Genomic DNA, 25,072 nt, shown 5'->3' with positions numbered 1-25,072 from the left:
CCTCGAAGTGAATTCAATGACGGGCGGCTGCGAGATACGCGAGCCAGTGGCGCTCCGCGCGGCGAAACGCCGCGACGAGTGCGAACGATACCGCAAGATAGATCAGCGCGGCGATTCCGAACGACTGGAACGCCATGTAGGTCGCGGAATTCGCGTCGCGCGCGACCTTCAGGATGTCCGGCACGGTCGCCGTGAACGCGACAGTCGTCGCGTGCAGCATCAGGATCACCTCGTTGCTGTACAGCGGCAGCGCGCGGCGCAGCGCCGACGGCAGGATCACGCGGCGGTACATCGTGAACGGCGACATCCCGTACGCACGCGCCGCCTCGACCTCGCCGTGCGGAATCGCGCGGATCGCCCCCGCGAAGATCTCGGTCGTGTACGCACAGGTGTTCAGCGCGAACGCGAGAATCGCGCAGTTGAAGCCGCTGCGGAAGAACGCGTCGAGCAGCGAGTGCGAACGCACGAACTCGAGGCTGTACATGCCCGTGTACAGCAGCAGCAACTGCACGTAGAGCGGCGTGCCGCGGAACACGTACGTGTAGAACCGCACCGGCGTCGACACCCACTTGTTCCTCGACACGCGCGCGACCGCGAGCGGCACCGCGCACACGAAGCCGAGCGAAATCGACGCGACGAGCAGCCACAGCGTCACCGCAAGGCCGGAGAGGCGCTGGCCGTCCCAGTAAAGGAACGCCTGGCCGAATTCCTGGAGGATCTCGATCATAGTTCTGCGTGCCGCACGCCCATGGAATAACGCTTCTCGAGCTGGATCAGCACGAGGTTGGAAACGGTCGTGATCGCGAGATAGATCAGCGCCGCGACGAGGATGAAGAAGAACATGTTGAACGTGCTCTTGCCGGCGTCCTGCGCGGCCTTCACGACGTCCGCAAGGCCGATGATCGACACCAGCGCGGTCGCCTTCACGAGCACCTGCCAGTTGTTCCCGATCCCGGGCAGCGCAAAGCGCATCATCTGCGGAAACATGATCCGGACGAACACGCGCATCCCGCTCATCCCGTAAGCCGCGCCGGCCTCGAGCTGGCCGCGCGGCACCGACAGGAACGCGCCGCGGAACGTCTCGGTGAAGTACGCGCCGTAGATGAAGCCGAGCGTCAGCACACCGGCCACGAACGGGTCGATGTCGATCTGGTCCCAGCCGACGAGGTCGGTGAACTGGTTCAGCCAGATCTGGATGCTGTAGAACAACAGCAGCATCAGGACGAGATCGGGCACCGAGCGAATCAGCGTCGTATAACCGGTCGCGATCGCTCGCAGCGCCCGGTTGTGCGACAGCTTCGCCACCGCGCCGATCAGCCCCAACGCCACCGCAGTGGCGAGCGACAGCACCGACAGCTCGATGGTCTGCACGGTGCCGGCCCAGAGGACAGGACCAAAGCCGTAAAGGAACACGCGCGTCTCCAGAGTTGGAATGGATGCCGACGCGTATGCCTGTCCCGCGCCGGGCTGACGCGGATAGTCGCAAGCGAAATTGATTGCCTCAAATCACCTTGCACGCGATTGCTGCGTCGCAACAATTCGCTCCACCATTTGCGACTACGACCTACACCCCTGTTTCAAAAGGAAAAAAGCCGCTCCCTGACAACCGGATAACGGGCAGGGAAGCGGACTTTTTGCAATTTTCCGGTCGCTTTTTCGATATAGCGCCGAAGACGGCTGCGGCTGCGCTTACCGCCCCTTCAGGATGTCGGAGCGCGAAGTCGTATAGACAAGCCCGTCCGGGCCGAAATGGACGTTGAAGAATGCGTCGGTGTTGACGCCGTCCTCGAGCCAGCGCCAGCTCCAGACCGTCTCGGGCTTGAGCGGATATTGCGCGATGTCGCCGGGCTTGCCGAGCAGGCGCCGCACCTCGTCCTCGTTCATCCCCGGGCGCACCTTCGCAAAATTCTCGGCGGTCAGCACCTGGGTCGCGCCCGTGTAGCGGCCATTCGCATCGAGATCGACGAACCACGTCTGGTTGCCCATCGGGCCGCGCGGGTATTCGAGCCGCTTCGAGCCGTCGGTGAAGTCGCGCTCGGTCTCGGGCTTGCCCATCGTGCCGCGCACGTCGGCCTCGGTCGATTCGCCGACCTTCAGCCCCTTCAGCAGCAGCGGCGCGGGCTTGATCGCGTTGAAGAAGTCCCTGATACGTTGCACGTCGAGGTTGCCTTGCTTGTCGTCGCAGCCGGTCAGCGCCAGCGCGGCGGCCAGCATCGTCACGGGGAGCAGCCGGAAACGGAAATTCATCGGAAGAAATGCGCGTCGAGAAAACACGCGGCAAGGATACCTGCGCGACGCCAAAAGCGCGAGACGGGCGCGCGGCCCGTCTCGTGATCAATGCATCGTTTCGGTTTCGGTCTCGGCCGCGCGACTCGTCGCCTGCGGCGCGCGCGGCGCGGCAGGCAGCTCACCGATGCGGCGCCGCGTGCGCACGAGTTCGGCCAGTTGCCACGAACCGAGCGCCAGGCAGCCGAACAGCACCTCGCGGCCACGCTTGACGAGCGCGAGCGACAGCGCCGTCTCGCGGTCGACGCCGAACATCTGCGCGAGCAGCACGACCGTCGCCTCCTGCACGCCGAGGCCGCCCGGCACCATGAACGCCGCATGGCGCACGGCCTGCGTCATCGCCTCGATCGCGATCGCGCCGCCGATCGACACCGGATGGCCGAGCAGCGCGAGCGCCCAGTAGATCTCGAGCGCGCCGAGCACGTAGCCGGCAAGCTGCCAGAAGAATGCGCTGAACAACAGGCCCGTACGCGACATCAGCCCATCGATGTCGGCATCGAGCCGCTTGCCGTCGACGCCCTGCAGCAACCGGTGCGAATCGCCGAGCAGGCGGCCCGCGAAACGCTCGATCGCATGGAAAATCCCGCCGCGGCGCATCAGCACGACGCCAAGCACCGGCAGCGGGAGCGTGAGCAGCAGCGCGAGGCCGATCGTGCCGCCGCCCATGTTGTCCGTCGTCGCGAGCAGCAGCACGAGGCCGAGTGCGGCGAACGCATACTGCACGACGATCGTCACGAGCACCTCGACGATCACCGACGCGGTCACGCGGCTCGCGTCGGGCACCTGCCAGCGCGCGAGCCGGATGCCGACCAGCTCGCCGCCGATCCCGACCACCGGCAACAGCCGGTTCACCGCTTCGCGCACGGTCGCGATCCACCACAGGAACGGCAGCGACGAGCGCTTGTCGAGCAGCAGGTGCCACGCGTATGCATCGAGCAGCAGCGGCAGCGCATGGAACGGCACGAGCCACAGCAGCGCGTAACCGGCGCGCGCGAGCATCTGCGACACGTCGCCGATGCCTTCATGCAGCCCCAGCGCGAGCAGGATGCCGATGCCGAGCGGCCAGCCGAGCCATTTGATCCACTTGGTCATGACGGCTGCGCTCCCGGTGCACGCGACGCTTGCGCGCCGCGCCGTGCCGCGGGCTGGCCGAACACGTCGGCAAAGCCGCCGGTCGCGACGCCCGCTGCTTTCAGCGCGGCCGCGACGCGCGGCGACAGCAGCGCATCGAGTTCGTCCACCGGACGGTAGCCGGCCATCGTCGGCGTGATCGGGCCGTCGCCGGCCTCCGCCGGATGGCAGTAGATTTCGCCGACACCCGGCGGCAGCTTGGTCAGCGCGTCGAGCAGCACGGCCTCGTCCATCGCACCCGTATGCTCGATCCCGACCACGTAGTCGTTGTGTGCGAGCCCCGCGCGGTCGAGCCGCGCACGCACGAGCGCGATCCACGGCTTGAGCAGCGCGGGCGCGCTCGTCTCGTACGGCAGCCGCATCGCGCGCAGCCCGTAGTCGCGGCCGATCTCGATGATCAGCGACAGCACGGTCGGATGCAGGTGGAAATGCTTGTGTGCGTTCACGTGGTCGAGCGGCAGGCCGCTCGCCGCGAACGCGTCGAACTGCGCGCGAATCTCGCGGCGCAGCTGCGCCCGCACGTGCGGCAGGAAAAAGAAGCGGCAGCCGTCCTTCGCCATCGCATCGCCGAACCGCCCGTCGGAGCCGACGAGCGCGGGAATCTCATGCGCAGGCAGCGTGGCCGGCCCGTCCGCGAGAACGAGATGCAGGCCGACCGCGAGCGACGGCAGCCGCCGCGCACGCTCGATCGCATCCTGCGCAGCGGGCGCGCCGACCATCAGGCTGGCGGCGTTCAGCACGCCGTCGCGGTGCGCGCGCTCGACCGCCGCATTGACGCGCGGGTGCAGCCCGAAGTCGTCCGCGGTGAAGATCAGCGCCCGCGCCGCCCGCTGCGTCGCCATGGATTACGCCTCGTGTGCACGCAGGAAGCGGAAGAACTCGACGCCTTCGCGCAGGCGGCGCTTCATCATGTCCCAGCTCGTCAGCATCTCGCGCACGATCTCCCAGATCTTCGACGGGCGGAAGTAGAACTGGCGATAGAACTGCTCGAGATGGTGATAGATCTCGTCGCGCGACAGGTGCGCATAGCCGATCGCCGCGAGCTGCACGCCTTCCTTGCTCACCAGGTTGATGGTCTTGTTCTCTTCCATCCAGCCGTTTTCGACGGCCTGCTTGTACAGCGTCGTGCCCGGGTACGGCGCGGCGAGCGACACCTGGATCGTGTGCGGATTGATTTCCTTCGCGTACTCGATCGTCTTCTTGATGGTCTCCTGCGTCTCGCCCGGCAGGCCGAGGATGAAGGTGCCGTGGATCTTGATGCCGAGCTTCTTGCAGTCCGCGCTGAAGCGGCGTGCGAAATCGGTGCGCACGCCCTTCTTGATGTTCACGAGGATCTGGTCGTCGCCGGATTCGAAGCCGACCAGCAGCAGGCGCAGGCCGTTTTCCTTCATGATCTTCAGCGACTTGTACGGCACGTTGGCCTTCGCGTTGCACGACCACGTCATGCCGAGCTTGCCCAGGCCGATGGCAATGGCTTCGGCGCGCGGCAGGTCGTCGGTGAAGGTGTCGTCGTCGAACATCAGTTCCTTCACTTCCGGCATGTTGTCGCGGATCCACTTCGCTTCCGCGAGCACGTTCTCGACCGAGCGCGTGCGGTAGCGATGGCCGCTGACCGTCTGCGGCCACAGGCAGAACGTGCAGCGCGACTTGCAGCCGCGGCCCGTGTAGATCGATACGTACGGATAGTTCAGGTAGCCGATGAAGTAGTTGTCGATCTTCAGGTCGCGCTTGTAGACGGGCGCGACGAACGGCAGTTCGTCCATGTTCTCGAGGATCGGACGCGCTTCGTTGTGCTCGATCGAGCCGTCCTTCGCGCGCCAGCTCAGGCCCTTGATCTCGGGGAACGGCCTGCCTTCGGCGATTTCCTTGCAGGTGTAGTCGAATTCCTCGCGGCACACGAAGTCGATTGCCTCGCTCGCCGTGAGCGAGTTGTGCGGATCGACCATCACCTTCGCGCCCACCATGCCGACCAGCATCGACGGCTTCATCTTCTTCAGGTCCTGCGCGAACATCGCGTCGGTCGGGAACGACGGCGTGCTCGTGTGGATGATCACGAGGTCGTAGTCGTTGGCGATCTTCAGCGTTTCCTCGACCGACAGGCCGTCGGCCGGTGCGTCGACGACGCGGCTGCCCGGCACGAGCGCGGCCGGCTGCGCGAGCCACGTCGGATACCAGAAGGAACGGATTTCGCGCTTCGCCTGATAGCGCGAGCCGGCTCCGCCGTCGAAGCCGTCATACGAAGGGGCCTGCAAGAACAGCGTTTTCATGAATGCTCCGGTAGCCTGCATAGTTCGATTCGTCACAACGATTCAGTCAAAAAACCGCGGGCCGCCCTGCCGGCGCCCGCCTCTCTGTCATGTCGCGCCGCGCGGCCCTGCCGCGCTGCGCGTCTCGGCCCTCGGGCCGGGTTCGGTCGGAACGGCCTAGCGGCCGTCCACTGCTTCCACGGCCGCCGTCGCGCGTTCGCCACCGACGACCGTCATCCTCGCGCCGCGCCACACGACGTGCGTGCCGAACACGGCCGCGAGCCATTCGAGCGCGAGCAGCGTGTCGCGCACCGCGACGAGCGGCAGGTCGCGCCAGAATGCGCGCCAGCCGTCCTCGCCGCGCGCGTGCAGCACGAGCCGCCCGAACGCACCCACCACGGCTGCCCAGCCCGCCAGCGAGCCGGCGAAAGTGCCGTCGAGACGCAGCGCAAGCGCCGCGCCGATCGCGAGCCACGGCACGGTAAACGTAATGAACAGGAACGCGAAGCCGGCCGGGTTCAGCGAACGGATCGTGCGCAGCCAGCGCGTCTCGCGGTGCCACAGCGGCCCGAACGACGGCTCGATCACGTCGGTCGCGACCTCGACCTCCGACAGCACGGTGCGTCGCCCGAGGCGGCGCGGCAGTTCGGCCAGCCAGAAATCGTCGGCCAGCTCGTCCTTCAGCGCGGGAAAGCCGCCGATCCGGTCGAGCGTGTCGCGCGTCAGCGCGAGCGTCGCGCCGAAGCCGAAGCGGCTCGAGCGGCCGAGGTGCGTGATCCGGACCGACGGCGCGAACCATGCGTCGACGAACTGCGCGCCGATCCGCGTCCAGAACCCGCCGACGCTGCGCGCATGATACAGGCACGTGACGACACCAACCGACACGTCGGCAAGGGGTGCCGTCACGCGCTCCAGATAGTCGGGCTTCACCGCGATGTCGCTGTCCGCGATCACGATGCGGCCGTATTTCGCGCGTTCGGCGAGATTGATCAGGTTGCTGACCTTCAGGTTCTTGCCGTGCACGCGCGTGTCGATCACGAGCGTGATGTCGCACTCGGGATAATCGGCGCGCAGCCGCTCGACCACGGCGATGGCCGGATCGGCCGCCGACGCGACGCCGAACAGCACTTCATGACGCGGATGGCGCTGCTCGCAGAACGTCGCGAGGTTTTCGTACAGGTGCGGCTCCGCGCCGCATAGCGGCTTGAGCACGCTGACCGGCTCGAAGCCGTCGCGCACCGCCGTGCGCGGCGTACGCGGCCGCGGCGCGAACGCGGCGACGAGCGCGTAGCCGGCCGCGGCCAGCGTAAAGACGATCAGCAGCCAGTCGAGCATCGTTGCGGTTGCCGTCATGCGCGACGCCTCCCGGCGACCTGAACGCCATGGAGAACACTTGAGCGTGATTGAGCGTGATTCGGTATTCCGACGACGACGAACGCGGGCACGACCCGACTCCTTGTTCCAGCAGCGTCTGTATATGAGGGAGGCCGCCCCATCCTTCGGGTTCGGCCAGCCCGGCTTCGCGTGGTGCACCTCCGCGCGACACCCGGACGGGATACGGGAAGACTCGTATGGCCACCTTCGGCACAACATGGGCAGGCGCCGGATTTTAGCAGCCTGCAGCACCCCGCGCTCGGCACTACGAGAAACGGACTAGTGCAATTCCGGCAAAGCTGCGCAGTCGGCGAACCATTTGGGTACCCCCGCGTTTACATTAGCGTAAGCGGTTTGCAGGCGTATTGCAGTCTTGAAAATCAGACGTTTCGTGCAAATTTGTAGGTCGATGCGGATTCACATCCAATCACCGTAAAGATTGGTAATTAATCATCGATTAGATGGATTTCCGCAACGATCGCCAAATGCGACCCTGCATCCCTGAAAGGCGCATGGGTATCGGACCGCCTCCAGCACGTTCCGGAACCCTTTGGCAAAATCCTTGGCATTTGTTGCGTAAGTGCATCATCCCGCTCCCCCGTTCGAAGGCCAACCGATGACTCCGTTTTCCGTACTCGATCTCGCCCCCATTCCGGCCGGCGCCGACGCCTCCCAGGCATTCCGCAACACCGTCGATTTGGCGCAACACGCGGAACGCTGGGGTTACCGGCGCTACTGGCTCGCCGAGCATCACAACATGCCCGGCATCGCGAGCGCGGCAACGGCCGTCGTGATCGGCCACGTCGCGGGCGCCACGCAGACGATCCGGGTCGGCTCGGGCGGCATCATGCTGCCGAACCATGCGCCGCTCGTGATCGCCGAACAGTTCGGCACGCTCGCGTCGCTGTATCCGGGGCGCATCGACCTCGGGCTCGGCCGTGCGCCCGGCACCGACCAGACCACGTCGCGCGCGCTGCGCCGCGACCTGATCGGCAGCGCCGACTCGTTTCCGGATGATGTCGCCGAGCTGCAGCGCTACTTCGCGGAGCCGGTGCCCGGCCAGCGTGTGCGCGCGGTACCCGGGGCAGGGCTCGACGTGCCGGTGTGGCTGCTCGGTTCGAGCCTGTTCAGCGCCCAGCTCGCCGCGATGCTCGGGCTGCCGTTCGCGTTCGCGTCGCACTTCGCGCCGGATTACCTGATGCGCGCGCTCGAGATCTATCGTGCGCAATACCGGCCGTCGGCCGCATGGCCGAAGCCGCATGCGATGGTGGGCGTCAACGTGTTCGTCGCGGATACCGACGACGAGGCGCGGCGCCTGTTCACGTCGCTGCAGCAGCAGTTCATCAACCTGCGGCGCGGCACGCCGGGCAAGCTGCCGCCGCCCGTTGACGCGCTCGAGGCGAACGAGCTCGAGCTCGCGACCGTCGCGCATTCGCTGTCGTTCGCGGCGGTCGGTTCGCGCGACACGGTGCGCGACAAGCTGCGCGACCGCATTGCGCAGACGGGGGCCGACGAGCTGATCGTCACTGCACAGATCTACGATCACGCGGCACGGTTGCGCTCGTTCGAATTGACCGCGCAGATCCGCGACGAACTCGCGAGCGAAACGCGCTGACGGCACGCGCCCGGGCCGCCTGCGGCCGGCCCCGCGTCACTGCGGGTGCACGGCGTCCAGCCCGTCGAGCAGCGCCTTGTGGAACGCGTCCGGGTCCTGGATCTGCGGCGCGTGCCCGAGCGTCGGGAATTCGACGAGCTGCGCGCCGGGGATCGCGGCCTGCGTGCGCTTCGCGAGTTCCGGATAGCGGCCGAGCTTCGCATGCACGTCGGGCGGCGAGACGTCCTTGCCGATCGCGGTCGTGTCCTTGTCGCCGATCATGAGCAGCGTCGGCACGCGGATCGCGCCGAGTTCATAGACCACCGGCTGCGTGAGGATCATGTCGTAGATCAGCGCGGAATTCCACGCGACCGCGTCGCGCCCGGCGCCGCGGTACATCCCGGCCAGCATCTGCACCCAACGCTCGTACGACGGCGACCACTTGCCCGCGTAGTACGTGCCCTGCTCGTAGCGGCGAATGCCGTCGGCCGTGGTCTTCAGTTCGCGTGCATACCAGTAGTCGACCGGCAGCGGCGGCACGCCGAGCGCCTTCCAGTCCTCGAGGCCGATCGGGTTCACGAGCACGAGCTGCTCGGTCGCCTTCGGATACATCAGCGCGTAGCGCATCGCGAGCATCCCGCCCGTCGAATGGCCGACGATCGTCGCCGACTTCACTCCCACCGATTCGAGCAGCGCATGCGTGTTGCGCGCCAGTTGCTGGAAGGTGTACTGGTAGCGATCGGGCTTCGAAGACTTGCAGAAACCGATCTGGTCCGGCGCGATCACGCGATAGCCCGCGCGGCTCAGCACGCCGATCGTATCCTCCCAGGTCGCCGCGCAGAAGTTCTTCCCGTGCAGCAGCACGACGGTGCGCCCGTTCGGGTGCGCCGGCTGAACGTCGAGGTAGGCCATCTCGAGGGTTTCGCGCTGCGACACGAACGTGTACACATGCACGGGCGCCGGATAGCCGAACCCTTCCAGGCGCGGGCCGTACACGGGCCCGTCGTTGCCGGCGGGCGACGCGGCGGCCGCCATGGCAGGCATGGCGCACGCGGCGGCGACGCCCGCGCCGAGCACGGCGGCGCGCGCGGCAAACAACATCTTGCGAATCGAAAGCATGGCGATCACGGTGATTGGAGACGCACGCGGGCAGCCGGGCCGCCTCGCGCCCCGCGATTCTACGCGGTCGCGCTGACGACGGCGCGCAACACTCCTGAGCCGCGCGACTTCCGCGCGCGCGACGAACTCGGGTATCGTGTGACGTGACCCTGAAACGCGTGCAGGCGATTCCCATGAAAAACGTCCTCAGCATTCAGTCGCACGTCATCTACGGCCATGCCGGCAACAGTGCGGCCGTGTTCCCGATGCAGCGCCTCGGCGTCAACGTCTGGCCGCTCAATACCGTCCAGTTGTCGAATCACATGCAGTACGGCCACTGGGCCGGCAGCGCGATCGATGCCGCGAAGATGGAGCAGCTCGTCGACGGCATCGCCGCGATCGGCGCGCTCAAGCGCTGCGACGCCGTGCTGTCCGGCTTCCTCGGTTCGCCGCCGCAAGCGCGCGCGGCCGTCGAGATCGTCCGCTCGGTGAAGGCGATGAACCCGAACGCGTGGTACTTCTGCGATCCGGCGATGGGCCAGACGGGCGGCATCCGGCCCGAGCCCGGCGTCGAGGAATTCATCGTCCAGGAGATGCCGGCGCTCGCGGACGGCATGTCGCCGAACCATACCGAACTGCAGAAGCTCGCCGGGCGGCGTATCGAAACCGTCGCCGAAGCCGTCGAAGCCTGCCGCGCGCTGATCCGCCGCGGCCCGCAGATCATCCTCGTCAAGCACCTGCACGACCGCAACAGCCCGGCCGACCGTTTCAACATGCTCGCCGTCACCGAAACCGAAGCGTGGATCGGCCAGCGCCCGCTTTACGCGTTTCCACGCCATCCGGTCGGCGTCGGCGACCTGACCAGCGCGATCTTCGTCGCATGCCGGCTGCGCGGCGACTCCGTGCGCGCCGCGTTCGAGCACACGCTCGCTGCCGTGCATGCGGTCGTGAAGGCCACCTACGATGCGCGCCGCTACGAGCTTGAACTCGTCGCTGCGCAGGACGAAATCGCGCGCCCGAGCGAATGGTTCGGCGCGTGGGTGACGGACGCCTGACGCGCCGGCATCGCCTTCCGCTTCACCGGCGTGCATCCCGCGCCGCATCGCTGTTCCGTCCCACCCCTGCCGCACCGCGACCGCTGGCGATATGTGTCCCGACGCCGCTTCGAAATCGCTGCAATGCGGATGCAAACGTTTCCGGACTTCACATGAATGACACCGATTCCTCGCTATGCTCGCGGCGGCACGACCCGGCGCAGCCGCATCCTGCAACCGGGGCGCGCCCTTCCAGCAGGTCCCGCCAATCGGCTCCCTCCTTTACCGCACGATAACGACCATGACCCGATCGAACCGTCGTGACTTCCTGCGCGTCGCTGCCGGCACCGCCGGCGCCGCCGCGCTGAACCTGTTCCCGCCCGTGATCCGCGATGCGCTTGCGATTCCCGCGAACCGCCGCACCGGCACCATCCGCGATATCGAACACATCGTGATCCTGATGCAGGAGAACCGCTCGTTCGACCACTACTTCGGCACGATGCGCGGTGTCCGCGGCTTTGGTGACCCGCGCCCGCTGCGCCTCGCGAACGGCAAGTCGGTGTTCCACCAGCCGGTCGGCCCGGCCGAGCTGCTGCCGTTCCATCCCGGCGCCGACAAGCTCGGCCTGCAGTTCCTGCAGGACCTGCCGCACGGCTGGCAGGACATGCACGCCGCGTGGAACAAGGGCCGCTACGACCAGTGGGTGCCGAACAAGGGCACCACGACGATGGCATACCTGAAGCGCGACGACATCCCGTTCCATTACCAGCTCGCCGATGCGTTCACGATCTGCGACGCGTACCACTGCGCGATCCCGAGCTCGACCGACCCGAACCGCTATTACATGTGGACGGGCTACGTCGGCAACGACGGCACGGGCGGCGGCCCGGTGCTCGGCAACGAGGAAAAGGGCTACGGCTGGACGACCTATCCGGAAGTGCTGGAGAGCGCCGGCGTGTCGTGGAAGATCTACCAGGACGTCGGCACGGGGCTCGACGCGAACGGCTCGTGGGGCTGGACGCAGAACCCGTACATCGGCAACTACGGCGACAACTCGCTGCTCTATTTCAACCAGTACCGCACCGCACTGCCCGGCACGCCGCTGTACGACAAGGCGCGCACCGGCACCAACATCAGCGCGGGCGGCACGCTGTTCGACGTGCTGCAGCAGGACGTGAAGAACGGCACGCTGCCGCAGGTGTCGTGGATCTGCGCGCCGGAAGCGTATTCCGAGCATCCGAACTGGCCGGCGAACTACGGCGCGTGGTACATCGAGCAGGTGCTGAAGGCGCTCGTGTCGAATCCGGACGTATGGAGCAAGACCGCGCTCTTCATCACGTACGACGAGAACGACGGCTTCTTCGACCACGTGCAGCCGCCGTTCGCGCCGCAGTCGCGCGACAACGGGCTGTCGACGGTCGCGACGACCAACGAGGTATTCCCCGGCGACGCATCGCACATGGCCGGCCCGTACGGGCTCGGGCCGCGCGTGCCGATGCTCGTCGTGTCGCCGTGGACGAAGGGCGGCTGGGTCTGCTCGCAGACCTTCGATCACACGTCGCTGCTGCAATTCATCGAGGCGCGGTTCGGTGCGCAGTATCCGGTCAAGGCAGGCAACATCTCGCCGTGGCGCCGCACGGTGTGCGGCGACCTGACCGCCGCGTTCGATTTCGCGACGGCCGACGCCGGCTGGCCGACGCTGCCGGACACGAGCGGCTATGCGCCGCCCGACCGCCTGCGCCATCCCGACTACATCCCCGTGCCGCCGGTGCTGCAGAAGCTGCCGAAGCAGGAGGCCGGGCTGCGGCCGGCGCGCGCGCTGCCGTACGAGCTGTTCGTGCACGGCCGCGTCGAATCGGTAAACGGCCTGTTCCGGCTGACCTTCGCGAACACGGGCCGGGCGGGCGTCGCGTTCCAGGTGCAGTCGCGCAATCGCCTCGACGGCCCGTGGGCGTACACGGTCGAAGCCGGCAAGCGGATCGCCGACACGTGGAGCGCCGCGGCGTCACTCGGCCTGTACGACCTCGACGTGTACGGCCCGAACGGCTTCTACTGCCATTTCCGCGGCCCGTTCGCGACCGGCGTCGGCAGCGCGAACGTGAACCCCGAGGTGATCTACGGCTACGACGTCGCGAACGGCAACATCACGCTGCGCCTGATGAACCGCGGCCACAAGGCCGTGCGGCTCAAGGTCACGAACGCGTACGGCCACGGCCGCGCGCGCACGTTCGACCTCGCGCCGGGCCAGCAGATCGACGACTACTGGGATCTGCGCGGCAGCCACGGCTGGTACGACCTGACCGTCAGCGACGGCCGGCTGCTCGGCTTCCTGCGCCGTTTCGCGGGCCACGTCGAAACGGGCCGCCCGAGCACCAGCGACCCGCTGATCCGCACGCACGCGTCGCACGACGACGCCGAAGCCGCATCGGACGCGCTGTCCGACTGACGTCGACCCACGCGCGGTGCGGCCCCGGCGGGCCGCGCCGCGTTTTTGCCCCACACCGCCCCCTTCTCTCCGCCCGTTCCGTTCGCGACGGGAAACTCCCGATACCGGCCACCGCCGCTCGCGCGGAAGCTATGCGCAAATCCGCATCGAATGCGCGACAAATTTCCAAGACCCGCGCATATCGGCGACCTATATATCGAAGCAATCGGGGCTCTTCGCGGAGCCTGACGGGAGATGTTTCCGAGGATCACGATGCCGACCTCCCCGCCCGATTCCGAGAAGCGGTCGAACCGCCCGCCCGTCGCACGCGCCCGGCCCGCCCAGGCGCGCGCTGTACCCACTCGCCGGTGTCGAACAAGAGGAACAACATGAAATTCCGTCATTCCCTGCTGTCGGTGTCCATTGCATCCGCGCTTGCCCTCCTCTCGCAACAGGCCGCCCAGGCGGCCGACGCAACCGACGTGAAGGTCGGCTTCGCCGCACCGCTCACGGGCGTGAACGCCGGCTACGGCAAGGATCTGCAGAACGGCGTGCAGCTCGCGCTCGACGATGCGGCCGCGCAGAAGGTGCAGATCGCCGGCAAGCCTGCCCACTTCAATCTCGTCGTGCAGGACGACCAGGCCGACCCGCGCATCGGCGTGCAGGCCGCGCAGGCGCTCGTCGACCAGAACGTGTCGGTCGTGGTCGGCCACTTCAACTCGGGGACGACGATTCCGGCCTCGGTCGTCTACGACAAGGCCGGCATCCCGGTGATCGATCCGGCCGCGACCAACCCGACGCTCACGGCGCGCGGGCTCGCGAACATGTTCATGGTGATCGCGACCGACGGTCAGAACGCCGGCAACGCGGGCAAGTACGCGGTCGACGTGACGAAGGCGAAGCGCATCGCGATCATCGACGACCGCACCGCGTTTGGCCAAGGCGAGGCCGACGAGTTCGAGAAGGCCGTGAAGGCTGCGGGCGGCAACCTCATCGGCCGCGAGTTCACCAGCAACCAGGCGGTCGACTTCCGCGCGCAGATCACGAGCCTGAAGGCCAAGAACCCCGACCTGATCTTCTTCGGCGGCCTCGATTCGCTCGCCGCGAACTTCATCAAGCAGATGCGCCAGCTCGGGCTGAACGCGCAGTTCGTCGGCGGCGGCGGCGTGAAGGACAACGAGTTCATCAAGATCGCGGGCTCCGCCGCCGAAGGCGCGATGGCGTGGGAATATGGCCGGCCGCTTGACGAGCTGCCGCAAGGGAAGGATTTCGAACAGCGCTTCAAGAAGCGCTTCGGCGTCGACGTGCTGTCGTACGCGCAGTTCGGCTACGACGCGGCCTGGGCGGCGATCAAGGCGATGCAGGCAGCCGGCTCGATCGACCCGAAGGTCTATCGCCCGGCGCTGAAGAAGATCGACTTCGAAGGCGTCACCGGCCGCATTTCGTTCGCGAACGACGGCTCGCTGAAGAGCGGGATGTCGACGCTGTACCAGGTGAAGAGCGGCGCGTGGAAGACGATCACGACGAAGGGAGGCTGATCGGCGGTGCCGGCGGCCGGCGGCGGAAACGCCGCCCGGCCCCGGTGATCGATGAAGGGATACCGATCTTGTATGACGACTGATGTTGACGATTCGACCGGCCGGCGGCACGACGGGCCGCGGCGCCCGGCGCGTCAGCTGGCCTGCGTGTCGCGCTCGGCCTCGGCCGCCTCGTGCGCGCGGCGCAGCCGCTCGCGGCTGTTGGTGAGGTGCGTGCGCATCGCGGCGCGTGCAGCCTCCGGGTCGTGGCGCGCGATCGCCTCGTAGATATCCTCGTGCTCGTGGTTCAGCCGGCCGACGTACCGTTCGAGATCGTCGCCGGCAAAGCGGGCCGAATTCACGCGCGTGCGCGGGATGATCGACGTGCCGAGCTGCGTCATGATGTCGACGAAATAGCGGTTGCCGGTGGACTGCGCGATCTGCAGGTGGAACTGGAAGTCGAGCTGCGCGGTGTCGCGCCCGCCGCCCGCCCCCGATGCGATCGCGTCGAGCGCGCGCCGCAGCGCGGCCAGGTCGGTATCGTTCGCGCGCTGCGCGGCGAGGCTCGCGCATTCGCTCTCGAGGCTGATGCGCAGCTCCAGCACCGCGAGCACGTCGCGCAGCGTCGTGATCGTCGCCGGGTCGATGCCGAGCGTCCGGCGGCGCGACGGCTCCAGCACGAAGCTGCCGATGCCGTGGCGCGTCTCGACGAGACCGCTCGCCTGCATCCGCGAGATCGCCTCGCGCACGACCGTGCGGCTCACGCCCTGCGCCGCCATGACTTCGGTTTCGGTCGGCAGCTTGTCGCCGGGACGCAGCGTGCCGTTTTCGATCTGCGCGGTCAGCGCGTCGACGACATCTTGTGCGAGGCTGCGTGCGCGACGGCGCGGCGCTGCGGGAAGCGTAGGCACGGACATGAGGCCGGTTCCTTTTTGAATGATCGTAATGTGAGCCGAGGGTTTACGCGGGGTTTGAGCGAAAGCCGATGATTCATTATACTGCGTCACAAGTCATCCGACGACTGATGATCAAAGCACGGATCTCCTGTCGACTCAAGCGGGCATTCCAGCGCCGCCTGGTCCCACGTCTTACGATCAGCCAGCGTTCGCGTTCTGCGCTCCGCTGGTCAGGTTGTCGCTCCCACCCCGTTTCGGGTTGCGTCGACCTGCGGGGCTTGCGCGCCGCGCATGTCGGTTGTCGAATGATCGCACCTCCCGCCGCGCGCGGCAAAGCTTTTGCCGCACGGCATTGCCCACCCTTTCGCCATCGCCGCCCATGAACGCCGTCACTGCCTCGCCCTCCCACGACACGCCGCGCATCGTCGACCTGCAAGCGATTCCGGTCGCCGGCCACGACAGCATGCTGCTCAACCTGAGCGGCGCACACGGTCCGTTCTTCACCCGCAACCTCGTGATCCTGAAGGACAGCGCAGGCCGGACCGGCGTCGGTGAAGTACCGGGCGGCGAAAGCATCCGCCGCACGCTCGACGATGCGCGCGCGCTCGTCGTCGGCCAGCCGGTCGGCAATTACCACGCGGTGCTCAACGACGTGCGGCGCACCTTCGCCGACCGCGATGCGGGCGGCCGCGGGCTGCAGACCTTCGACCTGCGCACGACGATCCACGCGGTCACCGCACTCGAGGCCGCACTGCTCGACCTGCTCGGCCAGCACCTCGGCGTGCCGGTCGCCGCACTGCTCGGCGAGGGCCAGCAGCGCGAGCGCGTCGAAATGCTCGGCTACCTGTTCTACGTCGGCGATCGCACGAAGACCGCACTCGCCTATCGCGACGGCAGCGGCGCAACCGACGACTGGACACGCGTGCGCGACGAAGCCGCACTGACGCCCGAGGCCGTCGTGCGGCTCGCCGAGGCCGCGCATGCGCGCTACGGCTTCAACGACTTCAAGCTGAAAGGCGGCGTATTCGAAGGCGCGAGCGAGATCGAGGCCGTGACGGCGCTCGCCGAGCGCTTCCCCGACGCGCGCGTGACGCTCGACCCGAACGGCGCGTGGTCGCTCGACGAAGCCGTGCGGCTGTGCCGTGACCAGCATCACGTGCTCGCCTACGCGGAAGATCCGTGCGGCGCGGAGAACGGCTACTCGGGCCGCGAGGTGATGGCCGAATTCCGCCGCGCGACGGGGCTGCCGACGGCAACCAACATGATCGCGACCGACTGGCGGCAAATGGGTCATGCGGTGCAGTTGCAGGCCGTCGACATCCCGCTCGCCGATCCGCACTTCTGGACGATGCAGGGTTCGGTGCGCGTCGCGCAGATGTGCCGCGACTGGGGCCTCACGTGGGGCTCGCACTCGAACAACCACTTCGACGTGTCGCTCGCGATGTTCACGCACGTCGCGGCCGCCGCGCCGGGCCAGGTCACCGCGATCGACACGCACTGGATCTGGCAGGACGGCGAACGGCTGACGCGCGAACCGCTGAAGATCGAGAACGGGCTGGTGGAGGTGCCGAAGCGGCCGGGGCTTGGCGTCGATATCGACATGGATGCCGTCGCAGTCGCACACGAGCTGTACAAGCAGCACGGGCTCGGTACGCGCGACGACGCGGCCGCGATGCAGTACCTGATTCCGGGGTGGACCTTCAACAACAAGCGCCCCTGCCTCGTGCGCTGAGCACGGGCCCGACCGGGCGGCAGGGATCGGCCGGTCGGGCCTGAATCGAGAGGAGCGATGCAGCCCGCGGTCGGGCTGGTGGTGTCTGGAAGAGGAAGACGCTACGCGGGTCGACCCGGATCCGGAGGATGGTGGCGGTAGCGATGACGGGCCTGGCCGGCCTCGCCTGGGCCAACCCTAGCCGACCGCACCTACCCGGCCAGCCCGATCCCCCGCGCCATTCCCGACGCGGCGAACACGATGACGATCACGAGCACCGCCTGCCAATGACCGATCCGCACATAGGTGCATGCACGGCCGAGATCGGGCATCTGCTGCTGCCGCGCGGCGACGCGCCACCGGATCAACCCGAGCATCGGCACGACCTCGAGCAGCAGGATCAGCACGAGCGCGGTCATCTTCAGGTGAAAGAGCGGTTCGTGCAGGTAGTACGCGGTGCCTTTCTCGAAACCGCCGAACGCGCGCATCAGGCCCGTCACGATCAGCACGAGCGCCGACAGCCCCCACGCGGCGTCGGCCTTGAATACACCGGGCAGGTCAGCCGCCTGCGTTGACGCGATCAGCCGCCGCAACGCGCGGTTCCGCCCCGCGATCGCGGCAAACGCGACGCCGAACGCGCTCAGGTGAATGGCAGCCAGCAACCAGCGGACGATCATCATGCCTCCGTGTCGCCCGCACGCCGTGCGCGGGCCTTGTCAGACGATCTGTTTGAGTGCGGCGTCGAGTGCGAGCACGGCGACGCGGTCGCCTTCGGTCGCGAGCGGCGCGCGCATGACGATCTGCCGGTTATGGCCGACGGCCGCCGGCGAATCCCACAGCAGTTCGACCTTCGGCCGATTGAACAGGCTGCCGCGGCGCGGCGGCACGACGGCCGGCTGCGCGTCCATCGCCCCCTCGCCTGCGGCAGGCGCCGCCCGGCCGGGCCAGCGCACCGACAGTTCGCGCGCGTCGTACTGGCCAACCTTGCGGCTTTCCATCCAGACGATCGCGGTGCGCGTCAGCACGTCGAGCGAAATCGCATAACGACCGACCGCGAAGCGGCGCGCGGCCACGTTGGTCCGCCACAGCGGCCGCGGGCGGCAGATCCAGACGATCGCCGCATAAAGCGCCGGTGCGGCAACGAGCCAGCCATTGGTCGCCGTCACCGCATGCAGCGCGAGGCGCCAGCCGTCCACCCATACGAACATGCCGATCGACCAGATCGCGAACAGGAAACCGATCAGCGCGAAGACGCGCAGCGCCTGGCGCAGCCACTGCGGCAGCGGATGAAACGGCCGTTCGGCGCGCGCGACGGCGCCCGGCAGCGCGAGCAGCAGGAAGATCAGCAGGAGGTAGACGAACGCCCAGGGCGACGACACCATCGCCGACAGCGACGAGCGATAGCCCATCTGGGACATCGAGAACAGCCAGCGCGCGAGCAGCACGAGACCGATCGCACGCAACGCGAAGATCACACCGGCGCCGGGGGCCGGCGCTGCGCGCGTGGATTTCGTTCTCGCCAAGACTGCTCTCCTCTGGATATTCGTGCGGGGCCGGATTTCACGGCACGGCCATTATAGGGACATTACCGTCTGGACAGACGGCCGGATGCCATGCCGGGCTGCTTCGGGGGGCGTTCGCAGCGTCGGGCGCGGCGAGAATACAACAGATCCACGCCGCGGATGTGACAACGCCCCGCCGGGAACCCGGACGGGGCGTCGAGGCCAAGCCGCGCGTCGCAGCGCGGCGGCGGCCCGCAATCAGCTTGCGTTGACTTCGCGGAGCACCGTGCGGCGCTTCTGGCGCAGCAGTTCCTCGTAGCCCTTCACGTAGTTCTGCGCCATCACCTTCGACGAGAAGCGGGCTTCGAACGCAGCGCGGACCTTCTCGCGCGGCAGCGTATCGAGGCGCTTGAGCGCGGCGACGGCCGACAGTTCGTCTTCGACGACGAAGCCCGACACGCCGTTGTCGATCACTTCCGGCACCGAGCCGCGCTTGAACGCGATCACCGGCGTGCCGCATGCCATCGCCTCGATCATCACCAGGCCGAAGGGCTCCGGCCAGTCGATCGGGAACAGCAGCGCGTGCGCGTTGCCCAGGAATTCGGTCTTTTCCGACTCGCTGATTTCGCCGATGTACTCGACATGCGGCAGCGCGAACAGCGGCTTGATCTTCTCTTCGTAGTACGCGCGGTCAGCCTTGTCGAGCTTCGCGGCGATCTTGATCGGCAGGCCGGCCTGCTCGGCGATGCGGATCGCCGTATCGACGCGCTTCTCCGGCGAGATGCGGCCCAGGAACGCCAGGTAGCTCGGCTTCACGTTCGGGATCGGCGTCAGCAGGTTTTCCGGCAGGCCGTGGTAGACGGTCGACAGCCAGTTCGCCTGCGGCAGCGGGATGCGCTGGTTGTCGGAGATCGACACGACCGGCACGTCGCTGAATGCGTTGAAGATCGGCTGCAGTTCCGGCAGGTCGAGACGGCCGTGCATCGTCGTCAGATGCGGGACCGGCTGGCGCGAGAACAGCGAGAACGGGTAGTAGTCGATATGGCAGTGCAGGACATCGAACTCTTCCGCGCGGCGGCGCACCTGCTCGAGGAGCAGCATGTGCGGTGCCATCACGTCGCGGATCGTCGGGTCGAGGCGCAGCGCCTGCGGCCAGCAAGCTTCGAGCTTCGCGGAAGTTTGCGAATCGCCGCTCGCGAAGAGCGTGACGTCATGCCCCATCTCGACGAGTGCTTCGGTGAGATAGGACACCACTCGCTCGGTACCGCCGTACAGTTTCGGGGGCACCGCTTCGTGCAACGGAGCGATTTGGGCGATTCGCATGCGTAACTCCTAAAAAATCGGCTAAAAACCAGGTATGGGTCGGCAACCTGCCGGCGGTCCGGGCTGGATGCATGTCGTCCGAAAATCGGACGAATCAGCCTGCCGGGGGCGTCAAACCCGCGCTGCTCAAGGAGCGTCGGCGACGCGACAGGCATAGAACGTTTGAAACGAAGACCCGTTGACAGGGGTTCGTAAAAAACCTGGAATCGAACCCGGAGCCGATTATCTAGGGTTAATCCCGATACGGCGCACAACATTTCAAACACTTTACTTTGTTACAAAGGTGCAACACTTTGCAACCCGCGGACTCGGGTGTCCGTTCTAGAGTGGAAGGCCCTTTTGGCGTTCCTTGCACCCGTGACTGCCGGCAGCGTGATTCCGGCACATGAGGCAGGACGGGATGCCGGATTTTATCTCAAAATCGATCGCGAGCCGCTGACCCAGTCAAGATTCGCGCAGCGCAGCGCACGGCCTTGTTTACAATGCCGGATTATTCAGTCCGGGCGAACGCCGGCATGCGATCCAGCCGCCACGCTCAATCACCGAATCACCGCACGCATATTTTGGAATCTCTTACCCCCGCCCAGCGCAACGCCCACAACGCGAAGCTGTCGAGCTACGCGCACCGGCCGATCGCGTTCCTGTACCGCTACATCCGCCTTCATCCTGTCGCCCACCTGGTCGTGCTCTGCAGTGTGCTGGCCGCCGTCGGCTGCGCGCTCGGTTCGCAATACGCGATCAAGCACCTGATCGACGTACTGGCGACCGGGCGGCATCATCCCGGCCCGCTGTGGAGCGCATTCGCGCTGCTCGTCGGGCTGATCGCGGCCGACAACCTCCTGTGGCGCGTCGGCGGCTGGTTCGCCGCGCACACGTTCGTCGCGGTCACCGGCGACTTGCGGCGCGACCTGTTCCAGTACCTGATCGGCCATTCGCCCACCTACTACGCCGAAAAGCAGCCCGGCACGCTCGCGAGCCGCATCACGGCCACGTCGAACGCGGTCTACACGTCGGAGAACACGATGGCGTGGAACGTGCTGCCGCCGTGCATCGCGGTGATGGGCGCGATCCTGATGATCATCGTCGTCAATCCGATGATGGCGGCCGGCCTGCTCGGCTGTTCGGCCGTGCTGTCCGTCATCCTGTTCAAGCTCGCCGGGCGCGGCTCGGCCCGCCACCACGCGTTCGCTGCGAAGGCCGCGGCGGTCGACGGCGAGCTCGTCGACGTGATCGGCAACATGGGCCTCGTGCGCGCATTCGGGATGACGCTGCGCGAACAGAAGCGCTTCGGCGCGACGGTCAAGGCCGAGATGGATGCGCGCCAGCAAAGCCTGCTCTATCTCGAGAAGCTGCGCCTGCTGCACGCGGTGATCACCGCAATGCTGTCCGCCGGCCTGCTCGGCTGGGCGCTGTGGCTGTGGGACCAGGGCCGCGCGACGTCAGGCGACATCGTGCTCGTCAGCTCGCTCGGCTTCACGATCCTGCACGGCACGCGCGATCTCGCGGTCGCGCTCGTCGACGTCACGCAGCACATCGCGCGCCTGTCCGAAGCCGTCAAGACGCTGCTCGAGCCGCACGGGATGCCGGACCGCTCCGATGCACAGCCGCTGTCGGCCAAGGGTGGCCGCGTCGACTTCGAGCGCGTGACGTTCGCGTATCCGCACCGTCGTGCGATCCTCGACCACTTCGACCTCCATATCGAGCCGGGCCAGCGCGTCGGCCTGATCGGCAAGTCGGGCGCCGGCAAGTCGACCGTGCTCGCGCTGCTGCAACGCTTCTACGACACGCAGGACGGCGCCGTGCAGGTCGACGGCCAGGACGTGAAGACGATCACGCAAGACAGCCTGCGCCACGCGATCGCGCTCGTGCCGCAGGACATCTCGCTGCTGCACCGGACGATCTACGACAACATCGCATATGGCCGCCCCGACGCGACCCGCGACGAAGTGCTCGCCGCCGCGCGCGACGCCCGCTGCGCGGAGTTCATCGAAGCGATGCCGGAAGGCTATGACACGATCGTCGGCGACCGCGGCGTCAAGCTGTCGGGCGGCCAGCGCCAGCGCATCGCGATCGCGCGCGCGATCCTGAAGGATGCGCCGATCCTGCTGCTCGACGAAGCGACGTCCGCGCTCGACAGCGCATCCGAGGAAGCGATCCAGAGCGCGCTCGACCGCCTGATGGTCGGCCGCACGGTGATCGCGATCGCACACCGCCTGTCGACGCTGCGCAACTTCGACCGAATCATCGTGATGAACAACGGCAAGGTGATCGACGACGGCGCGCCCGACGTGCTGCGCAACCGCCCGGGCCTGTACCGCGACCTGCTCGCGAAACAGCACGGCCGCCATCACCCGGCCCCCGACGGCAGCACGCCGACCGGCGAACGCGTGGCCTGACGCGCCGGCCCCCGCCGGCAAAAAGCGCAGCGCTTCACCGCTGATCGCTTGAATTGCTCGGTCTGTGTCGCCATGAAAAAAACCCCAAAAGTTGGCGTCCAACTTTTGGGGTTCAGTTCATTCGCGCGCTGCGGCTTTTTTATTGCACGGGAAACCGCCGCTTATGCGTGCTGCAGATCGCGCAGGAAGTTGTCGCGCCACACCGACACGTTGTTCTCGCGAAGCTGCGCGATCATGTCCGCATAACGCGTGCGCCGCTCGGCGAGCGGCATCGTCAGCGCCTGCGACAACGCATCGGCCATCCCGTCGATATCGATCGGATTGACGATCAGCGCCCCCGTCAGCTCGCGCGCCGCGCCCGCGAAGCGCGACAGCACGAGCACGCCCGGATCGTCCGGATTCTGCGCGGAGACGTACTCCTTCGCGACAAGGTTCATCCCGTCACGCAGCGGCGTCACGTAGCCGACCCGCGCGAGCCGGTATAGCGCGGCGAGCAGCTGGCGGTCGTACTGGCGATGGATATAGAGGATCGGCGCCCAGTCGAGCTCGGCGAAGCGTCCGTTGATCCGCCCCGACTCCCCTTCGAGCTGCAGGCGGATGTCCTGGTACGCACGCAGCTCCGCGCGGGTAGACGGCGCGATCTGCAGGAACGACACGCGATTGCGATGCGACGGCTCGTGCTCGAGCAGCTTCTCGAACGCGCGGAAGCGCTCGACGAGCCCCTTCGAGTAATCGAGCCGGTCGACGCTCATGATCAGCTTGCGGCCGCGCAGCGACGTCGCGAGCGTGCGCACCGCCTTGCCGTGCTCGCCTGCCTGCGCGAGCGACGCGATCTCGTCCGGATGCACGCCGATCGGATACGCCGCCGCGCGCAGCGTCCGGCCGAACGCACGCACCGTCGCCAGGTGGCCGTCGCGCTCGATCGCGCCATCTGCTTCGGATTCGACGTAGTCGCAGAACGCGCGCAGGTCGGGTTCGGTCTGGAAACCGAGCAGGTCGAACGCGCACAGCGACTCGACGAGATCGCGATGCGGCGGCACGTTGACGAGCACCTGCGCGGCGGGAAACGGGATGTGCAGGAAGAAGCCGATGCGGTTCTTCACGCCGGCCGCGCGCAGTGCACGCGCGAACGGGATCAGGTGATAGTCGTGCACCCAGATCACGTCGTCGTCCTGCAGCAGCGGTACGAGCTGCTGGGCGAGCCACACGTTCACGCGGCTGTAGCCTTCGAACTCGTGACGGTCGTACTGGATCAGGTCGGCACGGTAGTGAAACGCGGGCCACAGCGTCGCGTTCGAGAAGCCGCGGTAGTACTGGTCGTAGTCGCGCCGCGACAGGCCGATGGTCGCGAACGTGACGGGCCCGTGCTCCTCGACGCGGATCTGCGGCGCGCCGGACGCGACGACCTCGCCGCTCCAGCCGAACCACATGCCGCCCGTCTCCTTCAGCGCATCGTAGACGCCGATCGCGAGGCCGCCCGCCGCCGGTTCGCCTTCCGAAATCGGCGCGACGCGGTTTGAAACGATGATGAGGCGACTCATGCGTCCGGCTGCCCCGCACCGAGCCAGCACGCGATCTGCTCATGCAGCGCGTCGACCGAATCGAGCCGCATGCGGGCGGATGTCTCGCCCGCGCCGACCTTGATCGACAGGCCTCCGCGCGCGTTGACCACCGCGAAACCCTTCTCGTCGGTCAGGTCGTCGCCCGCGAACAGCGGCACGCGGCCCGCGAACGGCGGCTCGTCGAGGAACGCGGCGAGCGCGCGGCCCTTGTCGACGCCCTTCGGCTTGATCTCGAACACCATCTTGCCGGGCTGCAGGACATACGCGTCGGCATAGTCGGCGACGAGGCGCTCGGTTGCCGCGCGCGCAGCCGCCTCGCGCTCGGGCGCGTTGCGGTAGTGCAGCGCGACGGCCGCGCCCTTGATTTCGAGCAGCATGCCCGGATGACGGTCGACAACGGCCGCCAGCTCGCGCTCGATGCGCAGCAGGCGTTCGTCGTTGAAGCCGATGCGCTGCGTGTCGCCGTTCGCATCGCGGCGCTCCGCGCCGTGCAGGCCGGCCATCGGCAGGCCGGGCATCTTCAGGAACGTGTCGAGGTTGTCGATACCGCGCCCGGACACGATCGCGACCGCACCGTTCGAGCGGCGCTGCAACTCGTCGAGCAGCGTCAGCAGCGACGGCGGAACATGAATGCCGTCGGGCGTCGGCGCCAGTTCGACAAGCGTGCCGTCGAAGTCGAAGAAGAACGCGGTATCGGTCAGGGACAGGGAAGCCGGAACGGATTGCATCGATTCGATAGTCTGAGGGTCGGCCGGCAAGCGCCGGGCCGCCACTGCGCGAATGGAATTGTGCGCATCTTACCGCGCCTGCGCATCGAGATGGGCGAAACCGCTGCATCGCCGGCATCGCGCCGCCGCCTGCGTCAACTGCGACATATTGCCCCGCTCGCCCGCCGCGTACGGGTTTCGAAAGGGCGCGGGCGAGCGAATTGCGCTACAGTCCCAACCGCCTGCCGCGCGACGCATGGCGCCGCGGCT

The 25,072-nt window shown here is 67.3% G+C and carries 20 protein-coding genes; 6 read left to right on the top strand and 14 right to left on the bottom strand.

What is annotated here, in order from left to right:
* Nucleotides 1-13: 13 nt before the first annotated feature.
* From B7G54_RS18515 to hpnI, 7 genes are all read right to left on the bottom strand, one after another.
* Nucleotides 14-727, bottom strand: a complete 714-nt coding sequence (locus tag B7G54_RS18515) for an ABC transporter permease (protein WP_043182061.1) — start codon at nt 725-727, stop codon at nt 14-16.
* Nucleotides 724-1,413, bottom strand: a complete 690-nt coding sequence (locus tag B7G54_RS18510; RefSeq protein ID WP_085040396.1) for an ABC transporter permease — start codon at nt 1,411-1,413, stop codon at nt 724-726. Before B7G54_RS18510 ends, B7G54_RS18515 begins: the two co-directional genes overlap by 4 nt.
* Before the next feature lie 276 nt (nt 1,414-1,689).
* Complete coding sequence (locus B7G54_RS18505; protein ID WP_043182057.1) at nt 1,690-2,247, bottom strand: lipoprotein; 558 nt, start codon at nt 2,245-2,247, stop codon at nt 1,690-1,692.
* Nucleotides 2,248-2,334: 87 nt separating this feature from the next.
* The gene (locus tag B7G54_RS18500; protein ID WP_085040395.1) at nt 2,335-3,378 is read right to left on the bottom strand and encodes a lysylphosphatidylglycerol synthase domain-containing protein; all 1,044 of its coding nucleotides are present in this window, start codon (nt 3,376-3,378) and stop codon (nt 2,335-2,337) included.
* Nucleotides 3,375-4,259, bottom strand: a complete 885-nt coding sequence (hpnK, locus tag B7G54_RS18495; protein ID WP_085040394.1) for a hopanoid biosynthesis-associated protein HpnK — start codon at nt 4,257-4,259, stop codon at nt 3,375-3,377. The genes B7G54_RS18500 and hpnK overlap by 4 nt, the downstream gene beginning before the upstream one ends.
* Nucleotides 4,260-4,262: 3 nt before the next feature.
* On the bottom strand, nt 4,263-5,705 hold the full coding sequence (hpnJ, locus tag B7G54_RS18490) for a hopanoid biosynthesis associated radical SAM protein HpnJ (RefSeq protein WP_341866386.1): 1,443 nt from the start codon (nt 5,703-5,705) through the stop codon (nt 4,263-4,265).
* Between the two features lie 135 nt (nt 5,706-5,840).
* Entirely contained in the window at nt 5,841-7,016 is a 1,176-nt protein-coding gene (gene hpnI, locus B7G54_RS18485) for a bacteriohopanetetrol glucosamine biosynthesis glycosyltransferase HpnI (protein WP_085040392.1), read from the bottom strand.
* A gap of 637 nt (nt 7,017-7,653) precedes the next feature.
* Here hpnI and B7G54_RS18480 point away from each other — a divergent pair.
* Entirely contained in the window at nt 7,654-8,652 is a 999-nt protein-coding gene (locus B7G54_RS18480) for an LLM class flavin-dependent oxidoreductase (protein ID WP_085040391.1), read from the top strand.
* Between the two features lie 36 nt (nt 8,653-8,688).
* Here the strand turns inward: B7G54_RS18480 and B7G54_RS18475 are convergent, their stop codons facing one another.
* Nucleotides 8,689-9,750 (bottom strand): alpha/beta fold hydrolase, encoded by a 1,062-nt coding sequence (locus tag B7G54_RS18475; protein WP_085040390.1) that lies wholly within the window; start codon nt 9,748-9,750, stop codon nt 8,689-8,691.
* Nucleotides 9,751-9,923: 173 nt separating this feature from the next.
* Between B7G54_RS18475 and pdxY the strand changes: the two genes are divergently transcribed.
* The 3 genes from pdxY (at nt 9,924) to B7G54_RS18460 (ending at nt 14,726) form a co-directional block, all read left to right on the top strand.
* Nucleotides 9,924-10,784 carry a pyridoxal kinase PdxY gene (gene pdxY, locus B7G54_RS18470; RefSeq protein ID WP_085040389.1) on the top strand — a complete coding sequence of 287 codons (861 nt, stop codon included), beginning with the start codon at nt 9,924-9,926 and terminating at the stop codon, nt 10,782-10,784.
* A gap of 280 nt (nt 10,785-11,064) precedes the next feature.
* Nucleotides 11,065-13,209: a phosphocholine-specific phospholipase C gene (locus tag B7G54_RS18465; RefSeq protein WP_085040388.1), complete on the top strand. Its 2,145-nt coding sequence runs from the start codon at nt 11,065-11,067 to the stop codon at nt 13,207-13,209.
* A gap of 368 nt (nt 13,210-13,577) precedes the next feature.
* The gene (locus B7G54_RS18460) at nt 13,578-14,726 is read left to right on the top strand and encodes a branched-chain amino acid ABC transporter substrate-binding protein (protein ID WP_085040387.1); all 1,149 of its coding nucleotides are present in this window, start codon (nt 13,578-13,580) and stop codon (nt 14,724-14,726) included.
* Nucleotides 14,727-14,860: 134 nt separating this feature from the next.
* Here the strand turns inward: B7G54_RS18460 and B7G54_RS18455 are convergent, their stop codons facing one another.
* Nucleotides 14,861-15,622, bottom strand: a complete 762-nt coding sequence (locus B7G54_RS18455; RefSeq protein ID WP_085040386.1) for a FadR/GntR family transcriptional regulator — start codon at nt 15,620-15,622, stop codon at nt 14,861-14,863.
* A 358-nt stretch (nt 15,623-15,980) separates the two neighbouring features.
* On the opposite strand from B7G54_RS18455, the gene gudD reads away from it, so the two are divergent.
* Nucleotides 15,981-17,333 (top strand): glucarate dehydratase, encoded by a 1,353-nt coding sequence (gudD, locus tag B7G54_RS18445; protein ID WP_085040384.1) that lies wholly within the window; start codon nt 15,981-15,983, stop codon nt 17,331-17,333.
* Between the two features lie 191 nt (nt 17,334-17,524).
* Here gudD and B7G54_RS18440 read toward each other — a convergent pair whose 3' ends face one another.
* The 3 genes from B7G54_RS18440 to B7G54_RS18430 form a co-directional block, all read right to left on the bottom strand.
* A complete protein-coding gene (locus B7G54_RS18440; protein ID WP_085040581.1) occupies nt 17,525-17,989 on the bottom strand; it encodes a DUF2214 family protein in 465 nt (154 codons plus the stop codon).
* A 39-nt stretch (nt 17,990-18,028) separates the two neighbouring features.
* Nucleotides 18,029-18,835 (bottom strand): hypothetical protein, encoded by an 807-nt coding sequence (locus tag B7G54_RS18435; protein WP_085040383.1) that lies wholly within the window; start codon nt 18,833-18,835, stop codon nt 18,029-18,031.
* Between the two features lie 237 nt (nt 18,836-19,072).
* A complete protein-coding gene (locus B7G54_RS18430; RefSeq protein ID WP_006476459.1) occupies nt 19,073-20,137 on the bottom strand; it encodes a glycosyltransferase family 4 protein in 1,065 nt (354 codons plus the stop codon).
* A gap of 563 nt (nt 20,138-20,700) precedes the next feature.
* On the opposite strand from B7G54_RS18430, the gene B7G54_RS18425 reads away from it, so the two are divergent.
* Complete coding sequence (locus B7G54_RS18425; protein ID WP_085040382.1) at nt 20,701-22,533, top strand: ABC transporter ATP-binding protein; 1,833 nt, start codon at nt 20,701-20,703, stop codon at nt 22,531-22,533.
* Between the two features lie 161 nt (nt 22,534-22,694).
* On the opposite strand, the gene otsA is transcribed toward B7G54_RS18425, so the two are convergent.
* Nucleotides 22,695-24,074: an alpha,alpha-trehalose-phosphate synthase (UDP-forming) gene (gene otsA / locus B7G54_RS18420; RefSeq protein WP_085040381.1), complete on the bottom strand. Its 1,380-nt coding sequence runs from the start codon at nt 24,072-24,074 to the stop codon at nt 22,695-22,697.
* Nucleotides 24,071-24,823, bottom strand: coding sequence for a trehalose-phosphatase (gene otsB / locus B7G54_RS18415; RefSeq protein WP_085040380.1), 753 nt, complete (start codon nt 24,821-24,823; stop codon nt 24,071-24,073). Before otsB ends, otsA begins: the two co-directional genes overlap by 4 nt.
* Nucleotides 24,824-25,072: the final 249 nt, after the last annotated feature.

It is taken from the genome of Burkholderia puraquae, from assembly GCF_002099195.1.
GTDB lineage: Bacteria > Pseudomonadota > Gammaproteobacteria > Burkholderiales > Burkholderiaceae > Burkholderia > Burkholderia puraquae.
The sequence above is the reverse complement of the archived record's forward strand: the minus strand, read 5'-3'. Positions and strand labels throughout refer to the sequence as shown.

Bases quoted from the DNA above. Each gene is read 5' to 3' on its own strand.
- pdxY (WP_085040389.1), top strand. From the start codon at position 9,924: ATGAAAAACGTCCTCAGCATTCAGTCGCACGTCATCTACGGCCATGCC.
- B7G54_RS18440 (WP_085040581.1), bottom strand. From the start codon at position 17,989: ATGATCGTCCGCTGGTTGCTGGCTGCCATTCACCTGAGCGCGTTCGGC.
- hpnI (WP_085040392.1), bottom strand. From the start codon at position 7,016: ATGACGGCAACCGCAACGATGCTCGACTGGCTGCTGATCGTCTTTACG.
- B7G54_RS18505 (WP_043182057.1), bottom strand. From the start codon at position 2,247: ATGAATTTCCGTTTCCGGCTGCTCCCCGTGACGATGCTGGCCGCCGCG.
- otsB (WP_085040380.1), bottom strand. From the start codon at position 24,823: ATGCAATCCGTTCCGGCTTCCCTGTCCCTGACCGATACCGCGTTCTTC.
- gudD (WP_085040384.1), top strand. From the start codon at position 15,981: ATGAACGCCGTCACTGCCTCGCCCTCCCACGACACGCCGCGCATCGTC.
- B7G54_RS18455 (WP_085040386.1), bottom strand. From the start codon at position 15,622: ATGTCCGTGCCTACGCTTCCCGCAGCGCCGCGCCGTCGCGCACGCAGC.
- B7G54_RS18465 (WP_085040388.1), top strand. From the start codon at position 11,065: ATGACCCGATCGAACCGTCGTGACTTCCTGCGCGTCGCTGCCGGCACC.
- B7G54_RS18460 (WP_085040387.1), top strand. From the start codon at position 13,578: ATGAAATTCCGTCATTCCCTGCTGTCGGTGTCCATTGCATCCGCGCTT.
- B7G54_RS18500 (WP_085040395.1), bottom strand. From the start codon at position 3,378: ATGACCAAGTGGATCAAATGGCTCGGCTGGCCGCTCGGCATCGGCATC.
- hpnJ (WP_341866386.1), bottom strand. From the start codon at position 5,705: ATGCAGGCTACCGGAGCATTCATGAAAACGCTGTTCTTGCAGGCCCCT.
- B7G54_RS18480 (WP_085040391.1), top strand. From the start codon at position 7,654: ATGACTCCGTTTTCCGTACTCGATCTCGCCCCCATTCCGGCCGGCGCC.
- B7G54_RS18515 (WP_043182061.1), bottom strand. From the start codon at position 727: ATGATCGAGATCCTCCAGGAATTCGGCCAGGCGTTCCTTTACTGGGAC.
- B7G54_RS18430 (WP_006476459.1), bottom strand. From the start codon at position 20,137: ATGCGAATCGCCCAAATCGCTCCGTTGCACGAAGCGGTGCCCCCGAAA.
- hpnK (WP_085040394.1), bottom strand. From the start codon at position 4,259: ATGGCGACGCAGCGGGCGGCGCGGGCGCTGATCTTCACCGCGGACGAC.
- otsA (WP_085040381.1), bottom strand. From the start codon at position 24,074: ATGAGTCGCCTCATCATCGTTTCAAACCGCGTCGCGCCGATTTCGGAA.
- B7G54_RS18475 (WP_085040390.1), bottom strand. From the start codon at position 9,750: ATGCTTTCGATTCGCAAGATGTTGTTTGCCGCGCGCGCCGCCGTGCTC.